The sequence below is a fragment of the Nostoc sp. DedQUE02 genome (genome assembly GCF_034531035.1).
GTDB lineage: Bacteria > Cyanobacteriota > Cyanobacteriia > Cyanobacteriales > Nostocaceae > Nostoc.
Genome location: NZ_JAVRBY020000046.1, coordinates 32,650 through 59,348 on the forward strand (window position 1 = coordinate 32,650; position 26,699 = coordinate 59,348).

The 26,699-nt window shown below is 41.9% G+C and carries 20 protein-coding genes and 1 pseudogene; 10 read left to right on the forward strand and 11 right to left on the reverse strand.

What is annotated here, in order from left to right:
* Nucleotides 1-162: 162 nt before the first annotated feature.
* The 3 genes from RMX98_RS26490 to RMX98_RS26500 all read right to left on the reverse strand — a co-directional run bounded on the left by RMX98_RS26490 (nt 163) and on the right by RMX98_RS26500 (nt 1,996).
* On the reverse strand, nt 163-801 hold the full coding sequence (locus RMX98_RS26490; RefSeq protein WP_322681939.1) for a DUF2996 domain-containing protein: 639 nt from the start codon (nt 799-801) through the stop codon (nt 163-165).
* A 181-nt stretch (nt 802-982) separates the two neighbouring features.
* Nucleotides 983-1,351 carry a pentapeptide repeat-containing protein gene (locus RMX98_RS26495; protein ID WP_322681940.1) on the reverse strand — a complete coding sequence of 123 codons (369 nt, stop codon included), beginning with the start codon at nt 1,349-1,351 and terminating at the stop codon, nt 983-985.
* 117 nt (nt 1,352-1,468) lie between these two features.
* A complete protein-coding gene (locus RMX98_RS26500; RefSeq protein WP_322681955.1) occupies nt 1,469-1,996 on the reverse strand; it encodes a hypothetical protein in 528 nt (175 codons plus the stop codon).
* 482 nt (nt 1,997-2,478) lie between these two features.
* On the opposite strand from RMX98_RS26500, the gene RMX98_RS26505 reads away from it, so the two are divergent.
* Nucleotides 2,479-6,060: an AAA-like domain-containing protein gene (locus RMX98_RS26505; RefSeq protein ID WP_322681941.1), complete on the forward strand. Its 3,582-nt coding sequence runs from the start codon at nt 2,479-2,481 to the stop codon at nt 6,058-6,060.
* A 250-nt stretch (nt 6,061-6,310) separates the two neighbouring features.
* On the opposite strand, the gene RMX98_RS26510 is transcribed toward RMX98_RS26505, so the two are convergent.
* Nucleotides 6,311-7,396, reverse strand: coding sequence for a response regulator (locus tag RMX98_RS26510; protein WP_322681942.1), 1,086 nt, complete (start codon nt 7,394-7,396; stop codon nt 6,311-6,313).
* A gap of 2,024 nt (nt 7,397-9,420) precedes the next feature.
* On the opposite strand from RMX98_RS26510, the gene RMX98_RS26515 reads away from it, so the two are divergent.
* Nucleotides 9,421-9,885, forward strand: coding sequence for a helix-turn-helix domain-containing protein (locus tag RMX98_RS26515; RefSeq protein ID WP_322681943.1), 465 nt, complete (start codon nt 9,421-9,423; stop codon nt 9,883-9,885).
* A gap of 91 nt (nt 9,886-9,976) precedes the next feature.
* Here RMX98_RS26515 and gatA read toward each other — a convergent pair whose 3' ends face one another.
* Nucleotides 9,977-11,437 (reverse strand): Asp-tRNA(Asn)/Glu-tRNA(Gln) amidotransferase subunit GatA, encoded by a 1,461-nt coding sequence (gene gatA / locus RMX98_RS26520; RefSeq protein ID WP_322681944.1) that lies wholly within the window; start codon nt 11,435-11,437, stop codon nt 9,977-9,979.
* Between the two features lie 406 nt (nt 11,438-11,843).
* Here gatA and RMX98_RS26525 point away from each other — a divergent pair, with 406 nt between their 5' ends.
* Nucleotides 11,844-13,196, forward strand: coding sequence for an OB-fold nucleic acid binding domain-containing protein (locus RMX98_RS26525; RefSeq protein WP_322681945.1), 1,353 nt, complete (start codon nt 11,844-11,846; stop codon nt 13,194-13,196).
* Nucleotides 13,197-13,398: 202 nt separating this feature from the next.
* The gene (locus tag RMX98_RS26530) at nt 13,399-13,995 is read left to right on the forward strand and encodes a hypothetical protein (RefSeq protein ID WP_322681956.1); all 597 of its coding nucleotides are present in this window, start codon (nt 13,399-13,401) and stop codon (nt 13,993-13,995) included.
* A 115-nt stretch (nt 13,996-14,110) separates the two neighbouring features.
* On the opposite strand, the gene RMX98_RS26535 is transcribed toward RMX98_RS26530, so the two are convergent.
* The 5 genes from RMX98_RS26535 to RMX98_RS26555 form a co-directional block, all read right to left on the reverse strand.
* Complete coding sequence (locus tag RMX98_RS26535; protein WP_322681946.1) at nt 14,111-14,713, reverse strand: heme-copper oxidase subunit III; 603 nt, start codon at nt 14,711-14,713, stop codon at nt 14,111-14,113.
* Between the two features lie 96 nt (nt 14,714-14,809).
* Nucleotides 14,810-16,471 carry a cytochrome c oxidase subunit I gene (gene ctaD / locus RMX98_RS26540; protein WP_322681947.1) on the reverse strand — a complete coding sequence of 554 codons (1,662 nt, stop codon included), beginning with the start codon at nt 16,469-16,471 and terminating at the stop codon, nt 14,810-14,812.
* Nucleotides 16,472-16,484: 13 nt separating this feature from the next.
* Entirely contained in the window at nt 16,485-17,411 is a 927-nt protein-coding gene (locus RMX98_RS26545) for a cytochrome c oxidase subunit II (protein WP_322681957.1), read from the reverse strand.
* A gap of 101 nt (nt 17,412-17,512) precedes the next feature.
* The gene (locus RMX98_RS26550) at nt 17,513-18,130 is read right to left on the reverse strand and encodes a DUF2231 domain-containing protein (protein WP_322681948.1); all 618 of its coding nucleotides are present in this window, start codon (nt 18,128-18,130) and stop codon (nt 17,513-17,515) included.
* Nucleotides 18,127-18,627, reverse strand: a complete 501-nt coding sequence (locus RMX98_RS26555; protein WP_322681949.1) for a DUF2231 domain-containing protein — start codon at nt 18,625-18,627, stop codon at nt 18,127-18,129. Before RMX98_RS26555 ends, RMX98_RS26550 begins: the two co-directional genes overlap by 4 nt.
* 794 nt (nt 18,628-19,421) lie before the next feature.
* Here RMX98_RS26555 and RMX98_RS26560 point away from each other — a divergent pair.
* The 5 genes from RMX98_RS26560 (at nt 19,422) to RMX98_RS26580 (ending at nt 25,131) form a co-directional block, all read left to right on the forward strand.
* Nucleotides 19,422-20,420, forward strand: coding sequence for a metal ABC transporter substrate-binding protein (locus RMX98_RS26560; protein ID WP_322681950.1), 999 nt, complete (start codon nt 19,422-19,424; stop codon nt 20,418-20,420).
* A 149-nt stretch (nt 20,421-20,569) separates the two neighbouring features.
* Nucleotides 20,570-21,352: a metal ABC transporter ATP-binding protein gene (locus RMX98_RS26565; protein WP_322681951.1), complete on the forward strand. Its 783-nt coding sequence runs from the start codon at nt 20,570-20,572 to the stop codon at nt 21,350-21,352.
* A gap of 41 nt (nt 21,353-21,393) precedes the next feature.
* Entirely contained in the window at nt 21,394-22,257 is an 864-nt protein-coding gene (locus RMX98_RS26570) for a metal ABC transporter permease (RefSeq protein WP_322681952.1), read from the forward strand.
* Nucleotides 22,258-22,334: 77 nt separating this feature from the next.
* Entirely contained in the window at nt 22,335-22,907 is a 573-nt protein-coding gene (locus tag RMX98_RS26575; RefSeq protein ID WP_322681953.1) for a chemotaxis protein CheB, read from the forward strand.
* Nucleotides 22,908-22,911: 4 nt separating this feature from the next.
* On the forward strand, nt 22,912-25,131 hold the full coding sequence (locus RMX98_RS26580; protein ID WP_322681954.1) for a response regulator: 2,220 nt from the start codon (nt 22,912-22,914) through the stop codon (nt 25,129-25,131).
* A 136-nt stretch (nt 25,132-25,267) separates the two neighbouring features.
* Here the strand turns inward: RMX98_RS26580 and RMX98_RS26585 are convergent, their stop codons facing one another.
* Nucleotides 25,268-25,639 (reverse strand): DUF2237 domain-containing protein, encoded by a 372-nt coding sequence (locus RMX98_RS26585; protein ID WP_322666773.1) that lies wholly within the window; start codon nt 25,637-25,639, stop codon nt 25,268-25,270.
* Nucleotides 25,640-26,348: 709 nt separating this feature from the next.
* Here RMX98_RS26585 and RMX98_RS26590 point away from each other — a divergent pair.
* Nucleotides 26,349-26,699 (forward strand): annotated as a pseudogene (locus tag RMX98_RS26590) (photosystem II q(b) protein); the annotation flags it as partial.

Genomic DNA, 26,699 nt, shown 5'->3' on the forward strand with positions numbered 1-26,699 from the left:
CATTTGTCCTTTGTCATTTGTTCTTTCTTAAAAACTAATGACCAATGACCAATGACTAATACTTCGGCTCCCTTCTCTACGAGAGGCTGCGCCAACGACTTTGCTACCTCGACTTCGCTCGGCACAAGCCAGGGCAAGTCGCTCAGTACAAGTGACCAATGACTAATTTCTACCTAACCACTTTTGACCGTTTAAGCGCTGAACTAAGCCATATACCAACAAATCGAGGGTAATTTTGCGCTCATCGATTAAGAATGACTCAAAAGTGCTGGGTTTTTTGCCTTCATTACAGGAAAATCCCTTTTTCCCTTGAATATCTTCTTCGGTGAAATACAGGTTAAACTGACGCCGACCAGTTTCAGGCCAACTGCCGATAATTTGCCAGCATTCTTCGGCGGATTCAAAGCCAGTAATTGGCACTTTTTGCTTGGCAAAAGACACCTGTAAATCCTGCACACCTTGTTGAGCGATCGCTTTTTGTAAAGCTGGCAAGTAGTCTTGCTCAATGAACTCTACAAATGGCTTATTTTCAACAGATGGGGCTTTTTCCTTTTTGGCGGCTTTTTCTTCTGTTGCGGCGGCGGGTTTTTCTCGCTTTGGTGATGCAGCAGCTGGTTTAGCAGCGTTAGGGTTATCTTCGGGATTTGCGGCTTTCGGATCTGGCGTATTAGCAGTAGGAAGGTCTGTGGCTTCGGGTGAGTTCGTACTAGGAGCGTGTTCTTCAGCCACACTAGGAGCTTGTTTATCAACAGTGCTGGGAGCTACTTCTCCCGCTTGATTGTGATTGGTTTCGTCTGCCATTGCTCAGGTCAATCCTTTAATCTAGCTTTTGGAGCGATCGCTCACCTTGATGTATCGGGTATTTTCATTTTGACATATTAGTACCTCTGTGCAGAATTCGTAATTTTTAATTCTTATACCGCAAGGGTTTCATTAATTGGGGATGGGTAGTGTTCAGTTTGAAAACACACTCTAGTGATTTTCACACCTTCTGCATATTTCTACTGATGGGGTCAAAACCTCTCGAAAACCGTGTACTGTCATCGTAGTAAGCGCCAGTCAGATTCGCTCCATACAACTTGGCATGGTTGAGTTTTGCTCCCCGAAGATTTGCTTCATTCAGTTTGACACCACTTAAATTAGCTCTGGTTAAATTTGCTTTGGCTAAATTAGTTCTACTTAAATCTGCTCCCCAGAGTTTAGCCCTAGCTAGGTTAACTCCACTCAAGTCAGATCCCCATAAATTAATTCCCGGCAAATAGGCTCCAATCAACTTATCCCGACTCAAGTTGACGGCTGGAAAATATCTTTCCCCTGCGGCAAAACGCCTTTTTAATTCTTCAGCATTCATGGGTCGCCTTTACCTTCCTTAGCAATACAGAAGTTATTTGTTCCCATTCCTGGCTTAGTTCTCCTGAAAATTCTGGCTGACCACTGCGTTGATACCAGATATGGGCATTGTTCACATTTACTTAACTGGAATCAGTTCAAACTCGAAAGTACCGATCAAACGGTCATCAATATAGACTTCTATTCTATGCTTACCAACTGGATCGCCAGGAGCGATCGTCCAAAAATTCTCAATCACACCCTCTGGAGCCGACTGTGTGCGCCGTGTTATAGATGTCGTGCCGTCTGCTGATATTGAGAAGTCTTCACCATTATCTGTACCCCAAGTTTCTGGAGGTTTTGGTAAATGCAAAACTTCGCGCCATTTCACTTCACCTTGGTAGTTCTTGAGTTTAATCCGCCATCCGTAGGTGTTTCCTTCCTGAAGTGGCACTCTTTTTGTCTGGAAAATAGTAACGTTTCCTTGGGAATCAACTCTCTTGAGACCAAACTCGGTCTTACTGACAATAATCTGTTTCGCATTCGTTAGCGTAGGAGACGATATAGGATTTTCTCGCAAAACAGAAGCAGCGTTGCTTGGCTCAAAACCGATGACTCCAGATATTAGCCAAGAAGCTAGCACAGCAGTAATAGTCCAAGTTCTCATTAGTATGGTTTTCCTGTCAGACTTTTGGTACTTATTCAAGTCATCTGCCATGTTTTCCGGGTCAAGGTTAGCGATGGTTAGACAAAGACGAAATTGCTCGGAATTTGGCGGATTTAACCAATTCACTGACTTTGAGCAACATCCAATCTAAAATCAGTAAATCATAGTCTTTGCAAAAGGCAAACCTTGCCTCGTTTTTCCATCTGCGTAGGCGTAGCCCGCACTTCTCTACGAGATGCTCCGCGTAGCTTGCTTCCACGAAGTGGTACGGCTGCGCGGAAATCGAGCGAAGTCGAGATTCAGTGACCGCCGTAGGCATCGCATCTCCTAATATACCTATTGATCACCGCCTTTTTCTACGAAACGCTTTGCAAACAGAACGGTGTGGCATAGATATAATATTCTGGCTCCTGAATTCTGACTCCTGAATTCTGGCTCCTGAATTCTCACTCCTGAATTCTTTTTTTAATTCACACTTTTACATGAGATACCAAGTTGGCGGTAGCCTCCACAGTGACGATCCCAGCTATGTTGTGCGTCAAGCAGACGAACAACTTTATACCAGTCTAAAAGGTGGTGATTTTTGCTACGTTTTCAATTCTCGCCAAATGGGTAAATCATCCCTACTACAGCGAATAAGCCGCCGTCTCAAGTCAGAAGGCTATAAATGTATTTACTTAGACGTAACTCAATTGGGCAGCGAAGATACCACATCAGCACAATGGTATAAAGGAATTATTGTCAGCATGTTCTATGCATTAAATTTGGCGGAACACGTCAACTTTAAGCAATGGTGGGATATGCAAACAGGTCTTTCTCCTATACAAAAACTACACCACTTTGTTGAAGAAGTGTTGCTGCCCAATGTCAAGAGCGATTGTGAAACAGAGGGCACCAAAGGTATTTTCATCTTTATTGATGAGATTGATAGTTTGCTGAGTTTGAATTTTCCAGTCAATGACTTTTTTGCCTGGATTCGTCACTGCTACAATCAGCAGGCACACGACCCGAATTTTCAACGCCTGGGATTTGCATTGTTTGGAGTCGCCAGTCCATCTGACTTAATTGCTGACAAACGCCGGACACCTTTTAATATTGGGACGGCTATAGAGTTATACGGCTTTCGATTGGATGAAGCTAGCCCATTGCTAGATGGATTAAAGGAAGCAATCAGCCAACCAGAAATCGTGCTGCAAGAGGTGATCTACTGGACAGGGGGACAACCGTTTCTAACTCAAAAACTCTGTCAGTTAGTTCTCCAAGCTGCTTTAAAGACATCAGAGCGGAAAATTATTTTATCCCCAAAAAGTGTAGCGTATTGGGTAGGAAAATTGGTGCGATCGCAAGTTATCCAACACTGGGAATCACTAGATGAACCCGAACACTTCCGCACTATTCGCGATCGCTTACTTTTCAACCAACAACAAGCTGGACGGTTGTTGAGTCTTTATCAGCAAGTATTGCAAGCGGAAGAAGTAGGGGAATGGAAAGACGCAAATAGAGAAGATACTAGCAACTCTTGGCATTCTCTACCTCAAATATCTCCCGTGCTTACCGATGATAGTCGAGAACAGACAGAGCTTTTACTATCAGGACTGGTCGAGAAGTACAACGGCTATCTCAGAATAAAAAATCCGATCTACCGCAGTATTTTTAATTCTGAATGGGTGTTAAGGCAGTTAGACAATTTGCGCCCTTACTCACAGCCATTCAATGCTTGGGTAGCATCGGACTTTCAAGATGAGTCACGCCTGCTGCGAGGGAATGCCTTACAAGAGGTCTTGGACTGGACTCAGCGTAAAAGTCTCAGCGATTTGGACTATCGATTTTTAGCAGCCAGCCAAGAATTGGAACGTCGGGAAGCGGAGCAAAAACTGGAAGTAGAACGGCTCAAAGAAACTGAAGCGCGATTGGCGAGTGAACAAAAGAGTGCCCGCCGTCAGCAACGACTCCTGCTAGGGGTAAGTCTCGCCCTACTAGCGGCTATAGTGTTGGGGATCACAACAGTCTACGCCGATCGACAGGCACAGATGAGTGAAGTACGAGCGATCGCATCTGCCTCCAATGGTAGTTTTAATTCCAATCAACGCTTAGATGCACTGGTACAAGCAATCCGAGCTAGACGGAAATTTCAACGGCTCGATCTGCAAAATTTGACAGATGCCAATGCCCTAGATTTCCAAACCCGTAAAGTATTAGAACAAGCCGTCTACGGTGCTGATGAATTCAATCATCTGTCAGGGCATCAAGGGATTGTCTTAGGCGTTGATTTCAGCCCCGATGGTCAGTGGATTGTCTCATCTAGCATCGATCGCACAGTCAAGCTGTGGAGGCGGGATGGAACATTGGTGAGAACAATACCACACACTGCAACTATAAACAGCGTCCGCTTCAGCCCAGATAGCCGCCTGATAGTCGCTGGCGGCATTGATGGCGCTATCCGTCTTTGGACGCTCGATGGTAAATTGTTAACCATCTTCAAAGGACATAAATCTGCGGTGTGGCGAGTTGCCTTTAGCCCCGATGGACAAACCATCGCTTCTGCCAGTGGTGATTTTACCGTCAAGCTTTGGCAACTAGATGGCACTTTAATCAGAACTCTCAAGCATGAGCGTAGTATATGGGCAATTGCCTTTAGCCCTGATGGTCAAACCCTCGCTTCTTGCATGGTAGGCGGCACTAATCAGCTTTGGCGATTGGATGGAACGCTAATTAAAAGATTCACAGCCGGAAACGCAACTATTTGGAGTGTTGCTTTTAGCCCTGATGGACAAACTTTAGTCTCTGGCGGTGCAGATAAAATGGTGCGACTGTGGAATCGAGAAGGCACTCTCCTGAGAACTTTAAAAGGACACACATCTGAAGTATTTGGTGTAGCCTTTAGCCCTGATGGGCAGACTATTGCTTCCGGCGGTTCTGATAAAACCGTTAGACTCTGGCGGGTAGATGGTACTTTATTAAGAACTTTGCAGGGGCACACCTCAAATGTGCAAACCATCGCCTTCAGCCCTGATGGACAAACCCTCGCCTCTGCCAGTCACGACAACACCATCAAACTCTGGAGAGTCAACTCACCCTTAATAAAGCTACTCAATGGCCATCAAGAAATGGTCTGGCGGGTGGCATTCAGCCCTGATGGACAACGCCTAGCTTCGGTTGCTGGTAAAGAAGTCAAACTCTGGAGACGCGATGGTTCTTTAGCCAAAACCATTTTTGAAGACGATTCCCGAATGCTTAGTCTCGACTTTAGCCCGGATGGGCGAACTTTAGCGATCGTTGGTTCTGGTGGAGTTGTGAGACTGTGGCAACTAGACCGCAATCAGCGAACTATTCTGAAAGACCCAGGTATCGGTTTATTGGGTGTTAGCTACAGTCCTGATGGCAATCGGCTAGTGACTGTAGGTTTTGATTACAAGCTGAGACTCTGGCAACGCGATAATGGAAAGTTCCAACTTCACCAAATTATCCAAGCGCATACAGGCAGGATTTGGGACATTGTTTATAGTCGAGATGGGCAATTTCTCGCCTCTGCCAGTGCTGATGGTACTATCAAACTTTGGACTTCAGAAAATAGCGAACGCTTATTAGAGAAACCTGAACGAATCTTACAAGGGCATAAGAGCGAAGTTTTTGGAGTTGCCATTAGCCCAAATAGCCAATTTATTGCCTCCACTGGCGGAGATGGCCGTCTGTGGCTTTGGAAACGTGATGGCACTCTGGTAAGAATTTTTGATGGTAAAAGTATTGGTTTAACGAGGGTAGCATTCAGTCCAGATGGTCAAATGTTGGCAGCCGCAGGTTTTGACAACACAATCAAAGTCTGGAAAACCGATGGTACTTTGCTTGTCACCCTGAATGGACATACTTCCAATGTGAGCAGTATTGCCTTTAGCCCCGATGGCAAAACCCTTGCCTCTGGGGGAGATGACCAACTTGTAATTATGTGGGATCTAGAACAAATTCTCCATCTCAATCTGCTCAAATATGGTTGTAATTGGGTGCGGGATTATTTAAAGACTAATATGATAGTGGAAAATAGCGATCGCTCTCTTTGCAATCTCTGACGAAACTTGCATTGATCTATATTCAATCTTCTATAACTAAAATGCTAGCAATCAGATAATACTCAACCTTATATAGGACTCATATTTGATTGCGTGAAAAAAATTCGGTATACCTCAATCTTGTGAAATCCTATTGCCTATTGCCTATTGCCTATTGCCTACTAAGCCAAGTGATTTCAGTAATCAAACCGGATTCCTATACCTCTAAAATAATAGGTTGGATAAGTAAAATTATTTTTTAATTAGGTAATTAAACAATAATATGTTGAAAAATGACTTTTAGTAAATCTCCTTGTTTAATAGGCTTAGTTAAATAGCCTGATGCTCTGACCATCTTAGCTTTCGCTCTATCTAAAAATCCTACTTTTTCTGACACGAGAATCACAGGTGTCTTCTTGAAGTTTGAATGTTTACGTAGCAAAGAACATAATTCATACCCATCTAAATTAGGCATCGAAATATCCAACAGAATTATGTCGGGTTTTATGCGGACAATTTGCATTAAAGCTTTTAATGAATCACTAACTCCGATAACAGAAAATGTTTGCTCATCTAAATAACTTTTAATAGTATTTAATCCCGTAGGATTGTCATCAATACAAAAGATTGTGTAGAGTTTTTTGTCAGCAGGCGGTTGAATAATTTGCTGACCCCTGTATTCATTAGTATTAGTAGAGTAGGTTGCTGGTTTATAGCTATTTATTCTAGGCAACTTTGGTGGAGTTTTGGCTTTAGGTTGTAGCTCATTTATTTGGAAAAATTGTGAGCCATAGGATTGAGAATTTGAGGATGTTTGACCAGAAGCCACTTCACTTTGGGGCATTAGACATCGTTCAACTAATAAGCGGAGATTTAGATGACAAAACTTTGGCATATCATCCAGAAAGCTTTCAGGAATAAATTCATAACTCCCCTCTTCTAAGTTCAGAAATGACTCCAGAACTTCTAGCGCCAATTGCTCTATCAGCATTGCTGCTTGAGAAGGACTGATATATTTCTGATTGACTAACCAGCAAATTGCTAGATAATCTGGATTCGGTATTGCCTGATTTTCAATACCAGTTTCAAATATCGCCCGCAACTGGTCTTTGATTCCGTCAGGGAGAGTAGAAATTTGCTGACTCAAGCGTTGCAAATTTCTATAAAGCGGCTCAAACATTTTCTCTGAATAGCAAGCATAAATTAATTTACCCTCATCCACATATATTGACCAAGAGCCTGACGTGCTAAACACCTGTAAACAACCAGTAACCGACTTACCAGTGATTTTTTTCAATAAAGGTAGGGGCTGGAGCTTTTGAAAAAATCTGTATCTACTAATCGGAAGTGTCTTCATTGGGATTGCTTGGGAATAAAATCAATATTTGTTTGCAGGCAAAATTAGTGAATTACCTTTTCAGAATTCACCGCGACTTTGTTAGAAGCACTGTCAGATCAATATAGCGGTCACAATTGAGTTAGTACAGAGATTCCACACCCCCCAACTCTTAATTCACCAATCTCTGTTAAGCTATAATCCACAAGTTACAACTAAACCAATTTGTGCTACTGACCAATAGCAAAATTGCCCGACTAGTTGCCAGGATATAGTATTTCAAAAATTAGATTGGTTTTCTGTATCTTTAGCTAATCTAGCCAATCTAACAGTAACTCAAGTGCCACACAAAGACCATTGGCTCTCGCCCATCAGTCACAAAAGCATCATTGTCATCCGTATTTTGCAGCCTAAAATTGCAGATACTTTCGTCCTCTTACAAAAGTTTTTTTGCCTTTAATGCTAAAGTGTAAAGCAACCAAAATTTACTGTAACGTAGACGTAAATACCTTACAATCAAGGCTTTTAGGCATTAAACCCACGCTGAGTAACTATGTCTTTGTAGCCGTAACAAAGTCGTCGGGTACTTTTTTAAGAAGTTTATTCTTGAGGGGAACTTCTTCAAAAGAAAAAGTATGATTAAAAACTAAGCATTCAAAAAGCTCAATGTCTTACTTAGGTTGGTGATTGGAGAGCAACTCTTTAGGGGATGTTTGAAAAGTATTTTTGGTAACACCAAAGCTTCGGAAACTTAACTCCTCTTTCCCTACAAAGAAATGGGGGTTTCATAGCCTCTCAACCTTTCAGCGAGAGGAATAGAAGCGGAGTTTCTAGTATACTTTGCGACTTTTCAAACAACCTCTTAATGTTGGGATTGGACAAAATTATCGCACAACAAGAATAGTAAACCTCCGAACTAGGATGAGTTAGCTGACAATTGTCGCGTCGCCATGATGGTGTGGTGAGATGCACAGGCGACCAAATCAGCAGAAGGGAATCTCTTCATCAGTACTGGAAACAGATTCTAATGTTGTCTGTCTGCGGCTAAATAGTCACCCTGCACAATTTGGAGCGGCATCAAGAACTTACAGCGAAATTCTTGATTGGTAGTACATACCTGCAAAATAAATATTTTCAGCTAGATGGTAGATAACAATTCAGGAGGCAGAAGAAACCCAAGTGCAACTGCGTGTGGCTTAGGCTGTGGAGACTTTGTATCGCACTTCTCTACGAGACGCTTTGCGAACGTGCCGGTACGCTAACGCGCTACGCGTCTTTTATGAGTATCTTCTTTTTAAACTGCGGCTCTAAACCCAAAACTAAAGTTTTCAATAATACTTCTTTCTTCCTGCCTCCTGCCTTCTCTAATAACGTACTCACTAAAATTCAGGTTACTATAATTTTCAAAAAAAGTTAGCAGAAACATATAAACTTCATGAGAAATCAGTAAAGCAAACATGAAAACTAATTAATAGCATTTCCCAGATAATTGTCATAAATATTTATTTGTTTAGATATCCGGGAAGGCTGAAAATGTACAGTAAAAGATAATTTTAGATGCTTATTTAATGACACTTATAAATAAGTGAATCATTTTATGATAGCAATTTGCTCGAAAAATCCCAAGTTTTAAAAGTTACAAATATAAATACAACTTTATACGTGTGGGTGTAGCCCGTACATCTGTTAACGATACAGAAGCGTCGTTTTTCGAGACAGATATCGCCTTCGTTAACCCATAAGATAAGTTGTTCAACATTTAAATTGGATAATATGGGCGGGCAAGATGCCATTGGTGTTAAGTCATTGACAAAATACTTGTATTATAAGTTGCAACTTAGAATTTTTACGCTCAATTATTTTTTGAACAAAAAGTATTTATTGATACAAAAAACTACGTAGTTAAAATTGCCCTAGCATTTTAAAATCCCAGATTAAGCCATTCTCAAAAAAATTTATCCGAAAATCAAATATCCAGTAAATTTACGTATGCGGATTGAAGTCTTCTCAATGAATAGTAGAATTAGCCCATACAGGAGAAGACTGTGACACTCTTAAATGAAGCTCAAGTAGAGCAACTAAAGGAAATAACCACACGCTTGCGACAAGTAAGACAAGAAAAATCTATCCGCATAGAAGAAATAGCCTCTCAGACAATGCTTCGAGTAGGCATTTTGCAAGCTTTAGAAGAAGATCGATTTGAAGAATTGCCTGAGCCGATTTTTCTTCAAGGATTCATCCGTCGTTATGGAGATGCTTTAGGGCTGGATGGAAATGCTTTATCCTACAGCCTTATAACCAACGTTGTCCGTGAACATTCCAAAAATGCTCATCACAATTCAGACAACAAACAAAATACATACATACCTCTTGTTCTGACCTATATTTTATTACTGGTCGGTGCATCTGCCGGTCTTCTTCATATACTTAATCCACAACTGACAGCTGAATCTCTGACTCCAGAAAATAATAATCAACAGTCAATAGTCAGTAATCAGACTAACAAATGACCAAAAATACAGAAGGAGTGGAAAGACGCGATTAATCGCGTCTGTACCGAGTAAAGGAAAAGAATTAATAACCAATGACAAATGACAATTTTCAAGATATTTGCGGTTTACGCAGATGCCAAGTAGTGGATTGCTCATAAGCATAAGCTACCTGAAAGAGTTGGTCTTCTCGCAGCACATTGCCAATTAGCTGTAATCCTATCGGCAGCCCCTGATCATCAAAACCACATGGCAAACTTAAACTAGGTAAACCAGCAAGATTTACAGGAATAGTCATCAAGTCAGTTAAATACATACTCAAGGGATCAGTAGTTTTTTCCCCTGCTTTGAATGCTGTAGTGGGAGATGTGGGACAAACTAACACATCAACCGCGCCAAAAGCCTTTTCAAAGTCTTGCTTAATCAAAGTACGGACTTTTTGCGCTTTCAGGTAGTAAGCGTCATAATAGCCAGCCGAAAGAGCGTAAGTCCCAATCATAATTCGGCGTTTGACTTCTGTACCAAAACCAGCAGCACGGGTACGAGTGTACATCGATAGCAGATTATCTGCATCAGGGGCGCGATACCCATATTTAACGCCATCGTAACGAGCCAGGTTTGCTGATGCTTCTGATGGGGCGATTATGTAGTAAGTGGGTAAGCCATAACGAAACCGGGGGCAGGAAATAATATGAATTTCTGCCCCTAAACTTTGTAATTGATCTACTGCTTTGGTAACAGCTTGTTCCACTACAGGGTCTAAACCTTCACCAAAAGTTTCTTTAATGATACCAATTCTCAGCTGACCTCTGGGTTTTAAGTTTGGTTTTAAGCTAGCAGCATAGTTGGGAATGGCAACTTTTAGGCTAGTGGAGTCTTTGGGATCGTAACCTGCGATCGCACCTAATAATATTGCTGCATCTTCAACCGTATTTCCAAATGGCCCAATTTGATCCAAAGACGAAGCGTAAGCCACCAAACCATAACGGGAAACCAAACCATAAGTTGGTTTCATCCCCACCACACCGCAGAAAGACGCAGGTTGGCGAATCGAACCGCCAGTATCAGAACCGAGAGCAACTACACATTCTTGAGCCGCCACCGCCGCCGCCGACCCCCCAGAAGAACCACCTGGAACTCGTGACAAATCCCAAGGATTAGCCGTGACTTGATAAGCAGAGTTTTCAGTGGAACTACCCATTGCAAACTCATCCAAGTTGGTTTTACCTACCATTACCGCCCCAGCATCGGCCAGTTTTTGCGTCGCAGTTGATTCATAAGGCGGCACGAAATTTTCTAAAATCCGGGAGGCGCAGGTGGTAGGAACTCCCTTGGTACACATATTGTCCTTGATACCTACAGGAATCCCTGCTAGCAACCCAATTTCTTCTCCCGCAGCAATTTTGGCATCTACAGCACCAGCCTGCTCTAATGCCCGATCTGCCGTCACACATAGAAAGCTGTGCAATTTCGGCTCTAACGCTTGAATGCGCTCTAAAGCTTCTTGGGTAATTTCGACGGCAGAACGTTCTTTTTCAACCAGCTGTTGGTGCAACTCGCGGATGGATGCCATGATTGCTCTCTTTATGACTCAAGTCATAGATTTTAGTACATATTGGCCGAAATTGGGGAGTGGGGAATGGGGAATAAAACAAGGGGAAAGACTTGTTGCAACTTCTCACTCAAGTCACCTTGTCCTCTAGTCCCCACTCCCCACTACGCATCTAAACTAAGCAGATTAAGCAGATTAATATGTATTGAAATGTGTTTAATATATTTCCAAAACAGCAAATATATGGCTACCAACCATCTATTGAAGAGTTTAGCAAACTTTTGATATATATTTGTTACTTTCGTGTAAGAGTATAGCAGTGTTTTCTAGTGATATAATTTTGTATTATAAGCGGTATTAATACTACAAAGTTCATAATTTTATCAATTAATTAATTTCGCAAAATTTTTTTCAGGGGTAGGGTAGGATGATCAAAATAGCCACACGCAAATATTTAGGCAAACAAAATGTTTATGACATTGGGGTTGAGCGTGACCATAATTTTGTGATTAAAAATGGCTTAATCGCTTCTAATTGTTTCAATAAATCTCATTCTACTGCCTATGGTTATGTAACTTATCAAACAGCATATTTAAAAGCTAATTACCCATTGGAGTATATGGCGGCGCTGTTAACAGCTAACAGTGGTGATACCGATAAGGTACAGAGATACATTACTAACTGTACAAATATGGGGATATCCATAGATCCGCCAGATATCAATCGTTCTGGTGTTGATTTTACGCCAACGGCAGGAAAGATTCTGTTTGGATTTTCGGCGGTGCGTAACGTGGGACAAAATGCGATCGCTTCTATTTTGTCGGCGAGAAATGAGACAGGAGAGTTTAAATCACTCGCTGATTTTTGCGATCGCGTGGATTTGCGTGCTGTTAATCGCCGAACTCTGGAGTCGTTAATTTACTGTGGAGCCTTTGACAAAATTGAATCCAACCGCCAACAGTTAATTAACGACTCAGAATTAGTGTATGATTGGGCACAATCTCGTGCTAAAGATAGAGCCAGTGGTCAAGGGAATCTATTTGATTTATTGGGCGACGGCTTTTCTTCGACTCAGAATAAAAGAGCAAATAATGCCTTTGAAACTGCTCCCAAATCTAAACCTGTGACAGATTTACCTCCACAGAAAAAGTTGCAGATGGAGAAAGAATTATTAGGCTTTTATGTATCAGATCATCCACTGAAATCCTTACGGCAAATAGCACCGCTTTTGACACCAATTAACCTTTCGCAACTGGGAGAACAAAGGGAAGATACACGGCTTTGTGCAGTTGTCATGTTAAATAATGTCAAAAAAGTGGTGACAAAAAAAGGCGATCAAATGGCGATCTTGCAAGTAGAAGACCTAACTACACAATTAGAAGCTGTAGTTTTTCCGAAAACTTATGAACGCATAAGTTCCCTACTCCAAGTTGATACTAGATTGATTATTTGGGGAAAAGTAGACCGACGTGACGAGCAAACTCAATTTATTCTTGAAGATGCAGAACCAGTGGAAACAGTACAAATGGTAATGGTGGAATTAAATCCCCAGCAAGCAGGTAATATGGAAGATTTACATCGCTTGAAAACGATTTTACAAGACCATTCAGTAGACAAAGAAAAGGCAAAAATGCCAGTGATTGGAATTATTCAAACTGAAACTTCTCGTAAACTTGTTCGCTTAGGTTGGCAATTTTCTGTACAAGATTCTCGAATAACTGTTCAAGCTTTGCAAAATGCCAGTTTTCCTGCTCATATAAAATCGCTGACTGGTAGCTGAGGCCAGGTGTGAAAAATCCACCAATACTGAAAAGCAACTTAAAAATTCCTTTGATTGAACTGTCAACAGTAAATTGCCTTAAGTATCTAGGATTTTAATCGTTTTTTTAGTTACTTATGCGGATGATAATTTCCTTGAGATAATGGTATCTTTTGATGCTAAGACCCTTAAGGCTGCGACCGGGGGAAGGAGTTAGAACTTGATGATTGTCAACGAGCTACATAGATTTGTTTCATACTGTAAAAAAATTCAACCCCAAACTCACGAGGACATTCAAAAATTTTTTGAAGGAGTGATATTATTTCCTTATGATAAGGAACTTCTATTGCAAGCTTATTTATTTCTGAATATTAAAGAATTGTTTCCCTCGTGCGCTGAATTACTGTTATTTGAAAAGTCTCCAATTTCAGATTATACAGATTTAGGGAAGTGTGATTTTGTCTTCCTAACCTTTAAGGGTAGTCTCTTTTTAATTGAAACTAAGTTTATTGATACAGAAGCAACTGGAGCAACAGAACGAAAAAGAAGAAATAAACATAGAAACAAGGTATTTGAGCAAGTTATTACTTTAAAAGGTAGATTTAGCGAATATTGGAATATGAGGCTAGATCAATTAGAGTGCGGAGTTTTCACAACAGATGCAGAAGTTGCTTGGCGAGGAAATGGTGTGAATGTCACATCTAAATCAATATCTATAGATAAGCTCGAACAATGGCGAAGAAGTTATCACAGTAGTGAAAAATTTTTATCTCGTCAAGATGGGTCAAAGTTTGAAGAGAAGGTTAATTTGAAAGGTTGAACTAAGACCCAAATTATAGTTATTACAGTGAATGGTGTATGGGGCATAAAAGTAATTAACAATGCCACATACACCAACCCAGAGAAATTATCTGGGTTTTTCTTCCCATCAATCTTTACTGCCAAACATAGATAAGGACAAACAAAATAATCCAGATAACATCGACGAAGTGCCAAAACAATGAAGTTGCATTGACGCCGAAGTGACCTGTATCGTAGTTGCCAGGTAGGAAAGAACGTACCAAAATTATCAACTGCAACAGAATACCAGTGAAAACGTGCAAACCGTGGAAGCCTGTCAGTAGATAGAAGGTTCCACCAAATACCCCGGAGGTGAAACCAAAGGCGAGGCCGTTCCATTCAATCGCCTGTCCAACTAAAAAGTAAGTTCCCATTGCCATTGTTGCCAAGAGAAACAGGCGAAATTTCACTAAGTCATGGCGTTGAAGGGCGCGTTCTGCTAAGTAAATTACAAAGCTACTAGCGACAAGAATTACTGTGTTGATTGCTGGTTCTTTTACTTCTAGTCCAGAAACACCTGCTGGTAGCCAGTTAGGGGTTGTTGTTTTGTAGATGGCATATCCGGCGAAAAAACTCAAGAAAATGACGCTTTCTGAGAGGAGGAAGACGATGAAGCCAAACATTTTGTTGCCTTCTTCGTCGTGGCTGTGTTCTGCGCTTGTATGGGGCAATTCGTGGGAATTGATATAGCTGTCCATTTTAGTTTTTGAGGGGGGGAATTTGAAACGCAAAGGTACGCAAAGGGAAGCGCAAAGGTGCGCGGAGGGTTTTTGCGTCTTCCCGATGGTTGGCGTTTATTCTGGGAGGTTGGCTGTTAAAGGTTCTGATTTGCCGTAGCCGTAGGGTTCGGAAATGATAATGGGAGTTTCTTCAAAGTTTTCTACTGGGGGGGGTGAAGAAACTAACCACTCTAGTCCGATCGCTCGCCAAGGGTTAGCGGGTGCTTTCTCGCCTTGCATCCAAGAAATCACCATGTTGAAGATGAAGGGCAAGGTGGACATTCCTAAGAGAAATCCGCCGAGGCTGGCGATGATGTTCCAGAATTGATACTCTGGGGCGTAGGAAGCAACTCGGCGTAGCATTCCTTGCAATCCTAATGGATGCATGGGCAAAAAGTTGAGGTTAGTGCCGATGAAGGCTAACCAGAAGTGGATTTTGCCCCAGCTTTCGGAGTACATCCGCCCAATCATTTTGGGGAACCAGTGATAGATGGCTGCAAATAAGCCCATTGTCACGGTGCCGTAGAGGACGTAGTGGAAGTGTCCGACTACAAAGTAGGTATTGTTAACGTGGACATCAACTGGCACGGAAGAAAGCATGATGCCTGTGATGCCGGCGAAGACAAACATGATTAATCCGCCCAAGGCAAACAGCATGGCGGTATTTAGCCGCAGTTTACCGCCCCAAATAGTTGCTACCCAAGCAAATACTTTAATTCCTGTGGGGACAGACACACACATCGTTGTCAGCATGAAAAGCAACCGCATCCAGCCTGATGTACCACTGACGTACATGTGGTGTACCCAAACAATGCCGCTTACTCCTGCAATCAAGATGGATGAAATAGCAACTACTTTGTAACCAAATAGAGGTTTACGTGAATAAACTGGGAAGATTTCTGAGAAAATCGCAAAGACAGGCAGAATAATCACGTAAACGGCGGGGTGGGAGTAGAACCAGAAGTAATGCTGGAACATAACTGGATTCCCACCCTTGCTTGGGTCAAAAAAGGCGGTGCCAACTGTGAGGTCAAGTAGCAGCATCACCGCACCTGCTGTCAATGCAGGTAGTCCGAATAGTTGGATAATCTGGGCGCTAAACACTCCCCAGACAAACAAGGGCATCCGAAAGAAGCCCATTCCTGGGGCGCGCATCTTCACGATTGTGGTGACAAAGTTGACTGCCCCCATAATTGAGGATACGCCTGATATTGCCACCGCTAAGAGCCAGAGAACTTGACCATTAATCAAGTTACCTGTGGGATTCTGGAGACTGACTGGCGGGTAAGACCACCAACCTGCTTGGGCTGGGCCACCAGGGACAAAGAAGCTACCCATCATCAAAATCCCAACTACTGGTACCATCCAAAAGGCGACGGCATTCAGGCGGGGAAATGCCATATCTCGCGCCCCAATCATCAGGGGTACTAGATAGTTGGCAAAACCAACCAGTGAGGGAAATGTCCACAAAAACAGCATCACAGTGCCGTGCATGGTGAACATACCGTTGTAGACGGTGCGATCGACTAAATCTGATTCGGGTGTCATCAGTTCTCCCCGCATCACCATCGCAAAGATACCGCCGACGAGAAAGAAGAAAAATGAGGTAACGAGATACTGAATACCAATTACTTTGTGGTCAGTACTAAAGCTGAAGTATTCTTTCCAGCTACTTGAAGATTCGTGGTTATGCTTCTCATCAGGGAGAAGAATACCTTCAATAGGAACATTAGTCATAGTTACTTTCCTTTCAACCAGGTGAATTGACTAGAGGAGGTGCAGCAGGTGAAACTGTAACCCAACCAGTTTGGACTGATTGATTGGATGTTTGAGCATACTCAGAAGCCGCTTGATTCTTTGCTGGGGATGGCTTTTGGGTTGCAGCTTGTGCCAGCCATTGCTGATAATCTTCAGGAGATTCGACGACTACATTCGCTTGCATCGTCGCAAAGTATGTACCGCTATATTGAGAATCGGTTAATCGGTATTGTCCGGGGCGGATGGGAGTAAATTCAAAGTCGATCGCGTGGTTAGGAATAATATCCTGCTTGAGGCGGAACGCAGGTATATAGAAGCCGTGGAGAACGTCTTGTGATTTTAGCGCTAAACGTATCCGGCGATCGCTAGGTAAATGCAATTCGGTACTGGTAATATCTTTTTCTGGGTAATGAAAAACCCACGCCCACTGTTTAGCTAGTACGTCGATTTTTTCTACAGGTTCCGCTAAAGCGTTAGCTGGTGCATTATTTGGTTCTGCATGAGCCGATTGCATTGCTAGCGGATTATGCAAATGAACTAATTCCGATGGGCCTTGAATCCCCATTTGTTCATAAACTTGGTAGCTGTAGCCTGCAATCCAAAACACCAAAAGAATTGGGATTGCTGTCCAGACAACTTCTAAGGTGACATTTCCATGAATTGGAGGGCCGTCAGTGAAGTCATCTTTGACTGCCCGATGGAAGATCACAGAATACATCAGAGTACTTGTTACTCCCAAGAAGATGAAGGCACCGAGGGTTACTAAGAAGCTAATCAAATCATCAATGAGTAGGGATTCGGCTGCTGCTTGGGGAGGAAGCCAGGAGTAAGCCTGCTTGCCGATCCAGAGACTCGTAACGGTCACTGCGATCGCGCCTGTAAGCAGCGTCAAAATATTTAAAATCTTCTGGATTTTCATGGTCATTGGTCATTGGTCATTAGTTATTGGTCATTAGTCATTAGTCATTGGTCATTAGTTAGTAACTCTAAACAAAGGACAAAGGACAAATGACAAATGACTTATTTGAGTATTGTGTTGAGGTCTTGGTGCGATCGCAGTAAATTATCTGCTGTATTGTGTACGCCAAATTCGGCGGCTAGTTGCGCTCCTAGTGTGCCGTGGATGTACATAACGAACATGATTGCTATGCCTGCAAACAGATAGATCCATTGCACTTCTCTATCTGTCTGTTTATATTCTTGTCTGCCCCAAACGAAGCGCTGCCATGCTCTCCAGATGGTCATACCAACAATCAGCGCTAATAAGAACACACCACCCACACCATGCCAAAGCATAGTTTCCATTGCCTGTAATCCCCAGGCACTCTTTATATCCGCTGGTGGTGTTGCCAACAGCATTTCGTAAAAGCCTGCTCCCACTGTGAAAAATGTGATGATGCTGGCAGCTAACATGTTGTACCAGCCAACAGCAAATAAGTTGTCACGTTCGACAGTAATTGCCAAAAATTTGAAGACCCACTTTTCAAAGGGGAACAGAACACCAACGATATCAAAGGCGATCGCAATGATGAACAAACCTATTGTCAGATGGACTAAGTTGGGATGAATGGGAATGGTGTAAGGTAATCCGTTTGCACCTAAAGAACCGTTCAATTGGTCAATTAATTCTGAGTTCATCGCAACACACCATCCTTTACTGCTTCCACAACTGGCACGGTATGCAATCCATATACCCAAACAAGCTCATCTCCGAGATATACTTGTAAGCCAACTATTAGGGTTAAAATTAGTCCGGCTCCCAAATAATAAATCGATACTTTTTGGGGATTGCGGGCACGAATTACATAGCGCCAAGCTGTAATCGCGGTGATAATTCCTGAAAGCGACCAACCAATTAGCGTATGCAAATTCAGCACCGATTTCGCTAGGCTGTAAGGCTGTGCTAATCCCGCTTCAAACTGACCAAAGATAATCGCAACGAAGATGGCGATCGTGGCAACTAACATATTCCACCAACTCACCTCAAAAAGACCGGATTTACCAGTAAAATAGCCGATTACATCGCAGAAGAAGGAAAATAACACCATCGCAATTACGAAGTGGACAACGATGGGATGAATCGTATCTGGATAAGGCAAATTGTGGTCGTTCAAAGATGTCAAATACTCAAGCATCGTCTTCTCCTGGACATATCTACCGCACTTTGGTCAATAAATTTTGGATTTTTGGATTGGCGATCGCGCAGTCTTAGCGAGCGTCTTTTAGATTTATTCCGTCCCAGACGAGATATAAACTAGAAGACCCTAATCAAAAATCTAAAATCGCTCGTCAAGTTTCAATAATTTCTGGATACTCACTAACATCACCACAAGTATCCATCCATAATTGACCGAATTCTGTTCAATATCTGCGCGGTGCAATACGCTTAATCATGTCTTAGCTTTTTGTAGCCAAATTTGGTTAAATTGCCTACATGGAATAATTTTTGTTTTGATTCATTTCCTTATGCCAATAGTCTGCAACAGCAATTCTTGATGTAGCTAAATCAAATCGCTGTCGTTTGTTGATTTGCTTAACCTATCCTTTAGCTTAAGTAAATTTTTATGAATTGTCAAAACAATAAATATTAAACTTTTAAAGGTTAGTTGTTTAACAAAAAAAGATTTTCAGAATGTATTTAGTTTTGCAGTTTTTTAAATACAAAAAAGCCGAAAAATCATATTTGTCTGTAAGTTATTTCACAATAGTCAAATATTTGTTTGTGATGTAAATAACAAAAATATTTGAATCACTCAAAAAAACCTTTAAAAAGACAAAAGTAAAGTATCAAGGTTAAGTCAGAACTCAGAAATACAGTTTATTGCAATAGGTTCGCTTTTTTGCTCTGAGATTATTTTCATAATTCTTTCATTTTTATCTTACTTCTGCTAAAGTGAAACAAAAGTGAGAAGATTATGAAATTGCTATAATGAGATTTAATATCAATAACTTTCAGATGCAACTACCGCAGCACGGGCAAAAATTGGCTTTAGCGTCTGGGCTGCTATTGTGGCTATGTTTGGCTGGATGTAGCCCGTCAATTTCCAATTCTCAACCACAGTTAAGTCCAAACCCAGGCACAACTAACACCAACCTAGATAAAAAAGGTAAAAAAGTAGTTCTTACCACCTTTACAGTCATTGCAGATATGGCGCAAAACGTGGCAGGAGACAAGGCGATTGTTGAATCTCTCACCAAACCAGGGGCGGAAATTCATGGTTATGAACCAACTCCTAGCGATTTGGTGAGGGCGCAAAAAGCAGACCTAATTTTGAATAATGGTCTGAATTTAGAGCGTTGGGCACAGAAATTGTATAACAGCGTTCCTAATGTACCTCATGTTACCCTAAGCGAGGGAATTAAGCCTGTTGAAATTGCTGAGGATGCCTACAAAGGGAAACCTAATCCCCATGCTTGGATGTCACCAGAAAACGCCTTGATTTACGTAGAAAATATTCGTAAGGCATTGGTTAATTTGGACTCAGCAAATGCAGAAACTTATAACACCAATGCCAAAGCATACAGCCAAAAGATTAAGGAAGTTGATGAGAAACTGCGAAAAGCCGTGTCGGTAGTTCCAGCAGACAAGCGCTACATGGTAAGCTGTGAAGGCGCTTTCTCATACGTCACCCGCGATTATGGCTTGAAAGAAGCTTATCTCTGGGCGGTTAACTCTGAACAACAAGCTACTCCCAAACAGCTAGAGAAAGTCATTGATATAGTTAAAAAAAATAAAATACCTGTAGTTTTCTGTGAAAGTACAGTTAACGATGGAGCGCAACGTCAGGTAGCGAGAGAATCGGGAGCAAGGTTTGGTGGAGTATTTTACGTTGATTCCCTATCTCCAGCCAACGGGCCAGCACCAACTTATCTCAAATTGCTAGAAGGTAATATTAATACTCTAACTCAAGGATTAGAGCAAAAATGAGCAAGTATGCAAGAATAAATCTAACTATTGAAAATAAGCTTGTAGTAACGAATTTAGTCCGATTTTGTTCTCTGGAAAACGTTACGTCTTTAGAAAGATGACTGAAGCCGTTCACTACGAACTATTAATTAATTTTAGAGGTGATTTTAATGAAATCCATTAGTATTGATGTCGAAAATTTGACAGTTGCTTATCATGGCAAAGTAGCTTTACATGGTGCTTCTTTGCAAATTCAAGCAGGTTCAATCAGTGGTTTAGTAGGGATGAATGGTAGTGGTAAATCAACCCTATTTAAAGCGATTATGGGTTTTTTGAAGCCAGTTACAGGAAGGGTTTTGATTAATGGTTTACCGATAAAGACTGTACAGAAAAAAAGCTTAGTTGCTTATGTACCACAGTCAGAAGAGGTGGACTGGAATTTTCCAGTAAGTGTCCATGATGTGGTGATGATGGGGCGCTACGGATACATGAATATATTACGAATTCCGTCGGCGAACGATCGAAGAGTGGTGAAGGAAAGTTTGGAAAGGGTGCAAATGTGGTCAATGCGCGATCGCCAAATTGGAGAACTCTCTGGCGGACAGAAAAAACGTGCCTTTCTCGCCCGTGCTTTGGCACAACAGGGAACAGTTTTACTATTAGATGAACCTTTCACCGGGGTAGATATCAAAACAGAAAAAGCGATGATTGACTTATTGCTGGAATTGCGAGAGGAAGGTCATACAATTTTGATTTCTACCCATGACTTAGCTTCTATCACTACTTTCTGCGACCAAGTAGTACTCATTAACCGTACTATTTTAGCTTATGGTGATACATCCGAAGTTTTCACAGAAGAGAATCTCTCACGGACTTTTGGCGGTTCTCTGGGAGATTTATCTCTTAACAAAAGTCAGCTAATTCGTGGAAATCAAGGTGAATCGATTGATTGATAATTTTTAGTTGATATTGCTTGGATTAAAGTTATAAAAATATGAATACTCTTGCATTCTTAGACTGGTTCACTACACCCCTACAGCATGAATTCATGGTGAAGGCAATTTGTGTAAGTGCCTTAGTTGGGGTGGTTTGTTCTGTTTTATCTTGTTTTATGACCCTAAAAGGTTGGGCATTAATGGGAGATGCTGTTTCCCATGCAGTAATGCCTGGGGTTGTAATTGCTTATGTTTTAAATATCCCTTTTGCTGTAGGCGCTTTCGTCTTTGGAGTGGGTTCAGTTATTGCGATCGGTTATATCAAAGCGAAGACGAGAATTAAAGAAGATACTGTCATTGGACTTGTATTTACAGGATTTTTTGCTCTGGGTTTGGTACTAGTTTCCAAAACTCCCAGCAGCGTAGATTTAACGCATATCTTGTTTGGTAATGTCTTAGGTATTTCTAATGAAGATATTATCCAAACGGTGATTATTAGCGTAATTACTTTAGTAACAATAGCTGTTTTACGTAAAGACCTACTATTATTTTGTTTTGACCCCACTCATGCACGTTCCATCGGCTTAAATACAGGAGTACTGCACTATATTTTACTATCATTACTCTCGTTAACTGCTGTTGCCGGACTTCAGACAGTGGGGATTATTCTGGTTGTAGCGATGTTAGTTACTCCGGGAGCAACAGCTTATTTATTAACAGACCGTTTCGACCACATGATAGTAATTGCAATGGCATCGGGCGTATTTTCTAGTGTCATGGGGACTTACATCAGCTATCATATCGATGGTGCAACGGGGGGTTGCATAGTTGTGTTGCAAACCTTGTTGTTTATCGTAGCAATGATTTTTGCACCTAAGCATGGGTTACTGGTAAGAGCAAAGAAGCAAGAAAACACTGACTGATTCAGTATGAAATACTCTTTGCTATACTCTTTGGTATTTACGTAACTCCCCATTCCACAGGTATGAGAGCGAAAGAAGTGTCGTTTAAAATTGTGGTAATTGGTACTTCTTTAGGCGGATTATCAGCACTGAAAATCGTCTTGGGCAATTTACCAGCAGACTTCCCTGTAGCGATCGCGATCGTACAACACCGTCATAAAGAATCTAGCAACACACTCCAGAATTTATTGCAAGAATCCACTTTGTTGAAAATTCGCGAAGTGGAAGACAAGGACGAAATACTACCGGGATATATCTACATAGCCCCAGCAGATTATCATTTACTGGTTGAACCAGGTCACTTTGCTCTTTCGACTGATGAGCCTGTTTCTTATGCTAGACCATCTATTGATGTGCTGTTTGAGTCGGCAGCTGATGTCTACACAGAAGAAGTTATTGGTGTAATATTGACAGGAGCAAACCAAGATGGTATGCAAGGTCTTAAGAAAATAAAAGCGCGGGGAGGAATTACTATTGTACAAGAACCTGCCACAGCTGAAAGCGACATTATGCCAGAGGCAGCAATTTCTGCTATTGAAGTAGACTGGATTTTGACACTCTCAAACATTGCTTCCCAGATGGTCAAGCTTTGTCAATCATCACCGAAATAAACCGATGCAGATGGAATCCAAAGTCAACATCCTCCTAGTAGATGATAAACTAGAAAATTTGCTGGCACTAGAAGCAATCCTAGAAAAACTAGGGGAGAATCTTGTGAGAGCTACTTCCGGGGAAGAAGCTTTGAGGTGTCTGCTGCATCAAGACTTTGCAGTGATTTTGCTGGATGTGCAAATGCCAGGGATGGACGGTTTTGAAACTGCTACCTTAATTCGCAATCGGGGGCGATCGCGTCACACTCCAATTATCTTTCTTACCGCCTTTAGCACCAGCGACCAAATGCTGTTTAAAGGCTATGCCTTGGGTGCTGTTGATTATCTGCTCAAACCACTAGACCCCAATATTTTGACTTCTAAAGTCACAGTATTTGTAGAACTATTTAAGAAAACAGAAGCCATCAAGCAACAAACAGCGCAACTGGTAGCTGTGAATACCGAACTCAGGCAAAGTGAAGAACGATTCCGATCGCTAAGTACCTGCTCACCGATTGGCATTTTTGAAACTGATACAGAGGGTGGCTGTAAATATACTAATCCCCGATATCAGATAATTTGTGGCTTGAAAGCGGCAGAGAGTTTAGAGAAGAGATGGCTAGAATCTGTTCATCCAGAAGATAGAGAACGAGCGATCGCTAGTTGGTCTGCTTACATTTGTGAAGGTCGGGAATACTCAGAAGAATTTCGCTTTCAAGCCGCTCACGGTAACATTCGTTGGGTTCAGGTTCGCTCATCACCGATGCTTTCCAGTCAAGGAGACTTGTTGGGTTATGTAGGCACTCTCGAAGATATTACCGAACGCAAGCAAGCAGAAGAAGTCCGCGCTCAAGTGATTCGCGAACAAACGGCAAGACACGAAGCAGAAGCTGCAAATCGGATGAAAGATGAGTTTCTAGCAGTTCTCTCCCACGAACTCCGCACGCCTCTAACCTCAATGCTTGGCTGGTCAAAAATCCTCCGCGCCAAGAAACTTGACGAAAAAGCAACTTCCCGCGCTTTGGAGGCGATCGAACGCAACGCCATATCTCAGATGCAACTAATTGAGGATATCTTGGACGTATCTCGGATTATCCGTGGTCAGTTGCGGTTAAACGTATCGGCAGTGAATCTGCTCACAGTCATGGAGGCGGCATTAGAGGCAGTTCGTCCCCTTGCAGAACCGAAAGATATTCAATTATGTACTGTGCTGGATACTTCGATCGGGTCAGTTTATGGCGATCCAGCCCGTTTACAGCAAATTGTCTGGAACCTACTAACTAATGCAATAAAGTTTACCCCTAAAGGCGGTAGGGTAGAAGTCAGGCTGTCAAAGCATTTTGGATTGCCGATTTCCGACTTTGGTGTGAGCGCTACTTCCACCAGCCTCAGTACAATCCAATCGAACAATTTTGGATTTGAATCTCATAGTGAAAATTTAGACTCTTCAAACACTGAAGAAAGCAATAATCTAAAATCCGTTTTGGAAAATTCTGATGGTCGGGAACCGAGCCTTAAAGTTTCCGCAAAATCTCAAAATTTAAAATCTCATTACGCTCAAATTCAAGTTATTGATACAGGGATTGGTATCAGTTCCGAGTTTTTACCCAAAGTATTTGAGCGTTTTCGCCAAGCAGACAGTACCACAACGCGATCGCACAATGGATTAGGACTAGGATTAGCGATCGTCCGCCATCTAGTCGAACTGCACAAGGGGACAATCTTTGCCCAAAGTTTAGGTACTGGGCAAGGAGCAACCTTTACTGTGAGATTACCACTGCTACAAGACAATAGGGGGAATAGAGAAGCAACAGGAAAAAGTTCCTCTCCTGTAGCATCTACGCCCCTTGCTGGATTAAGAGTGTTAGTTGTAGATGATGAAGCAGATACGCGTAACTTTCTCAGTTTTATGTTTGAGGAGTATGGGGCTTTTGCCACTGCGGTAGGCTCAGTTGATGAAGCGCTAGCAGTACTTGAACAAGCAAAACCAGATATCTTGATTAGCGACATCGGTATGTCAGGGCAAGATGGTTATACACTGATTCGGAAACTCCGCTCTTTAGAACCAGAAAAATGCGGACGCATCCCCGCGATCGCTTTAACAGCATACACGCGAGAGGAAGACCGCTTGGAAGCACTTTCAGCAGGGTTTCAGAAGCATTTATCTAAGCCAATTGACCCCAATAAATTGATTGCTGCGGTTGCCAATGTATTAGAACTGCCTTTAGAAGTTCCAGTGAGTTGATTTGGAATTGGGGAGGGGAGGCAGGGGAGAAATCAATTCAAAATTCAAAATTCAAAATTCAAAATTCAAATATTGTAGAACTTCTGCCTCCTGCCTCCTCTTTCCCAATGCTCAATCCCCAATCTCCAATCCCCAATCAAGACGAACTTAGAGCGTGTTTTTTCAGTTCGTCTAGAGAAACCACTTCCAAAGCTCTAGCATGGGTTGCTGAAAGTATTACGGGTGGAGCGACGCCAGCTTCGAGAGCTTCTTGCCAGCGAGAAGCACACAAACACCAGCGATCGCCAGGCTTCAATCCAGGAAAATTAAAATCAGGAACAGGTGTGCTGAGGTCGTTCCCTTGTGATTTGGTAAACTCCAGGAATTCTGATGTCACTTGGGCACATACGACGTGCGATCCGAAATCTTGACCACCTGTACGACAAAAACCGTCGCGGTAAAACCCAGTCACGGGAGAAGTACAGCAAACCTCTAGGTTTCCATCGATTACATTTTTAGCGTCTGTCATCGTTAATTCGTTGTACTTGATTTTTCCACTTGATATAAGCTTATATTTATTGTCAATTTCCTGGTTGAATAAAAATCGCGATCGCTAATTAATTCCCAAAAGCAGGGAATTATAAAATTACTTATCTCAAAATCGTTAAAAATAAATTTCTCAGCAGAATATTTAAGAGCGATCGCTCTCAGTTAAAATAAAAACCCCTGGTAGTTTGCCAGGGGTAATGCAAGTCAGTACTTTCGCATGGAATGTATCCTACTCAAATACCATAGCAACCCTGTAATTTACAGATATGCCATTTTGCCAAACAAAAAAGCCCTCAGTGGTAAGCTGAGGGTTAATTTTTTGGAATAGCGGTAATATACAGACTTATTATTCCCAGAGAAGTAAGCAAATAATACTTCTAGCCTCCAACATCAGAATTTCTTGTTCCCTTTTCTATGAAAGGCTGTGCGAATACAGGGTTACTCCCATTCAGCAATCGTAGACATCAAATCAGACACCGATTTTAAAGAGGCATATAACCATATATATAAAGATTGCTTCGGCGTATTCCAGCCTCGTAGTTTGCTTTTAAATAAGCAAACCTAATAACTTCCATCAGCTTTACTGAAGTAATAAAACTTGATTAATTTTTGTAAAGCAGTGTAAAGTAGTTTCACAGGCGAAAACAAAACCGCCTGATTCATAAATAACTAACCGCACTTATAAAACCATGACAGCAACCATCCAACAGCGCCAAAGCGCCAATGTATGGGATCGATTCTGCGAATGGATCACCAGCACCAACAATCGGATCTACATCGGTTGGTTCGGCGTAATCATGATTCCGACCTTGCTAGCCGCCACCGCTTGCTTCGTAATCGCCTTCATCGCTGCACCTCCAGTAGACATCGATGGCATCCGTGAACCAGTAGCAGGTTCCTTAATCTATGGAAACAACATCATCTCCGGTGCAGTAGTACCTTCCTCCAACGCAATCGGTTTGCACTTCTACCCAATTTGGGAAGCAGCATCTCTTGATGAGTGGTTGTACAACGGTGGTCCTTACCAATTGGTAATCTTC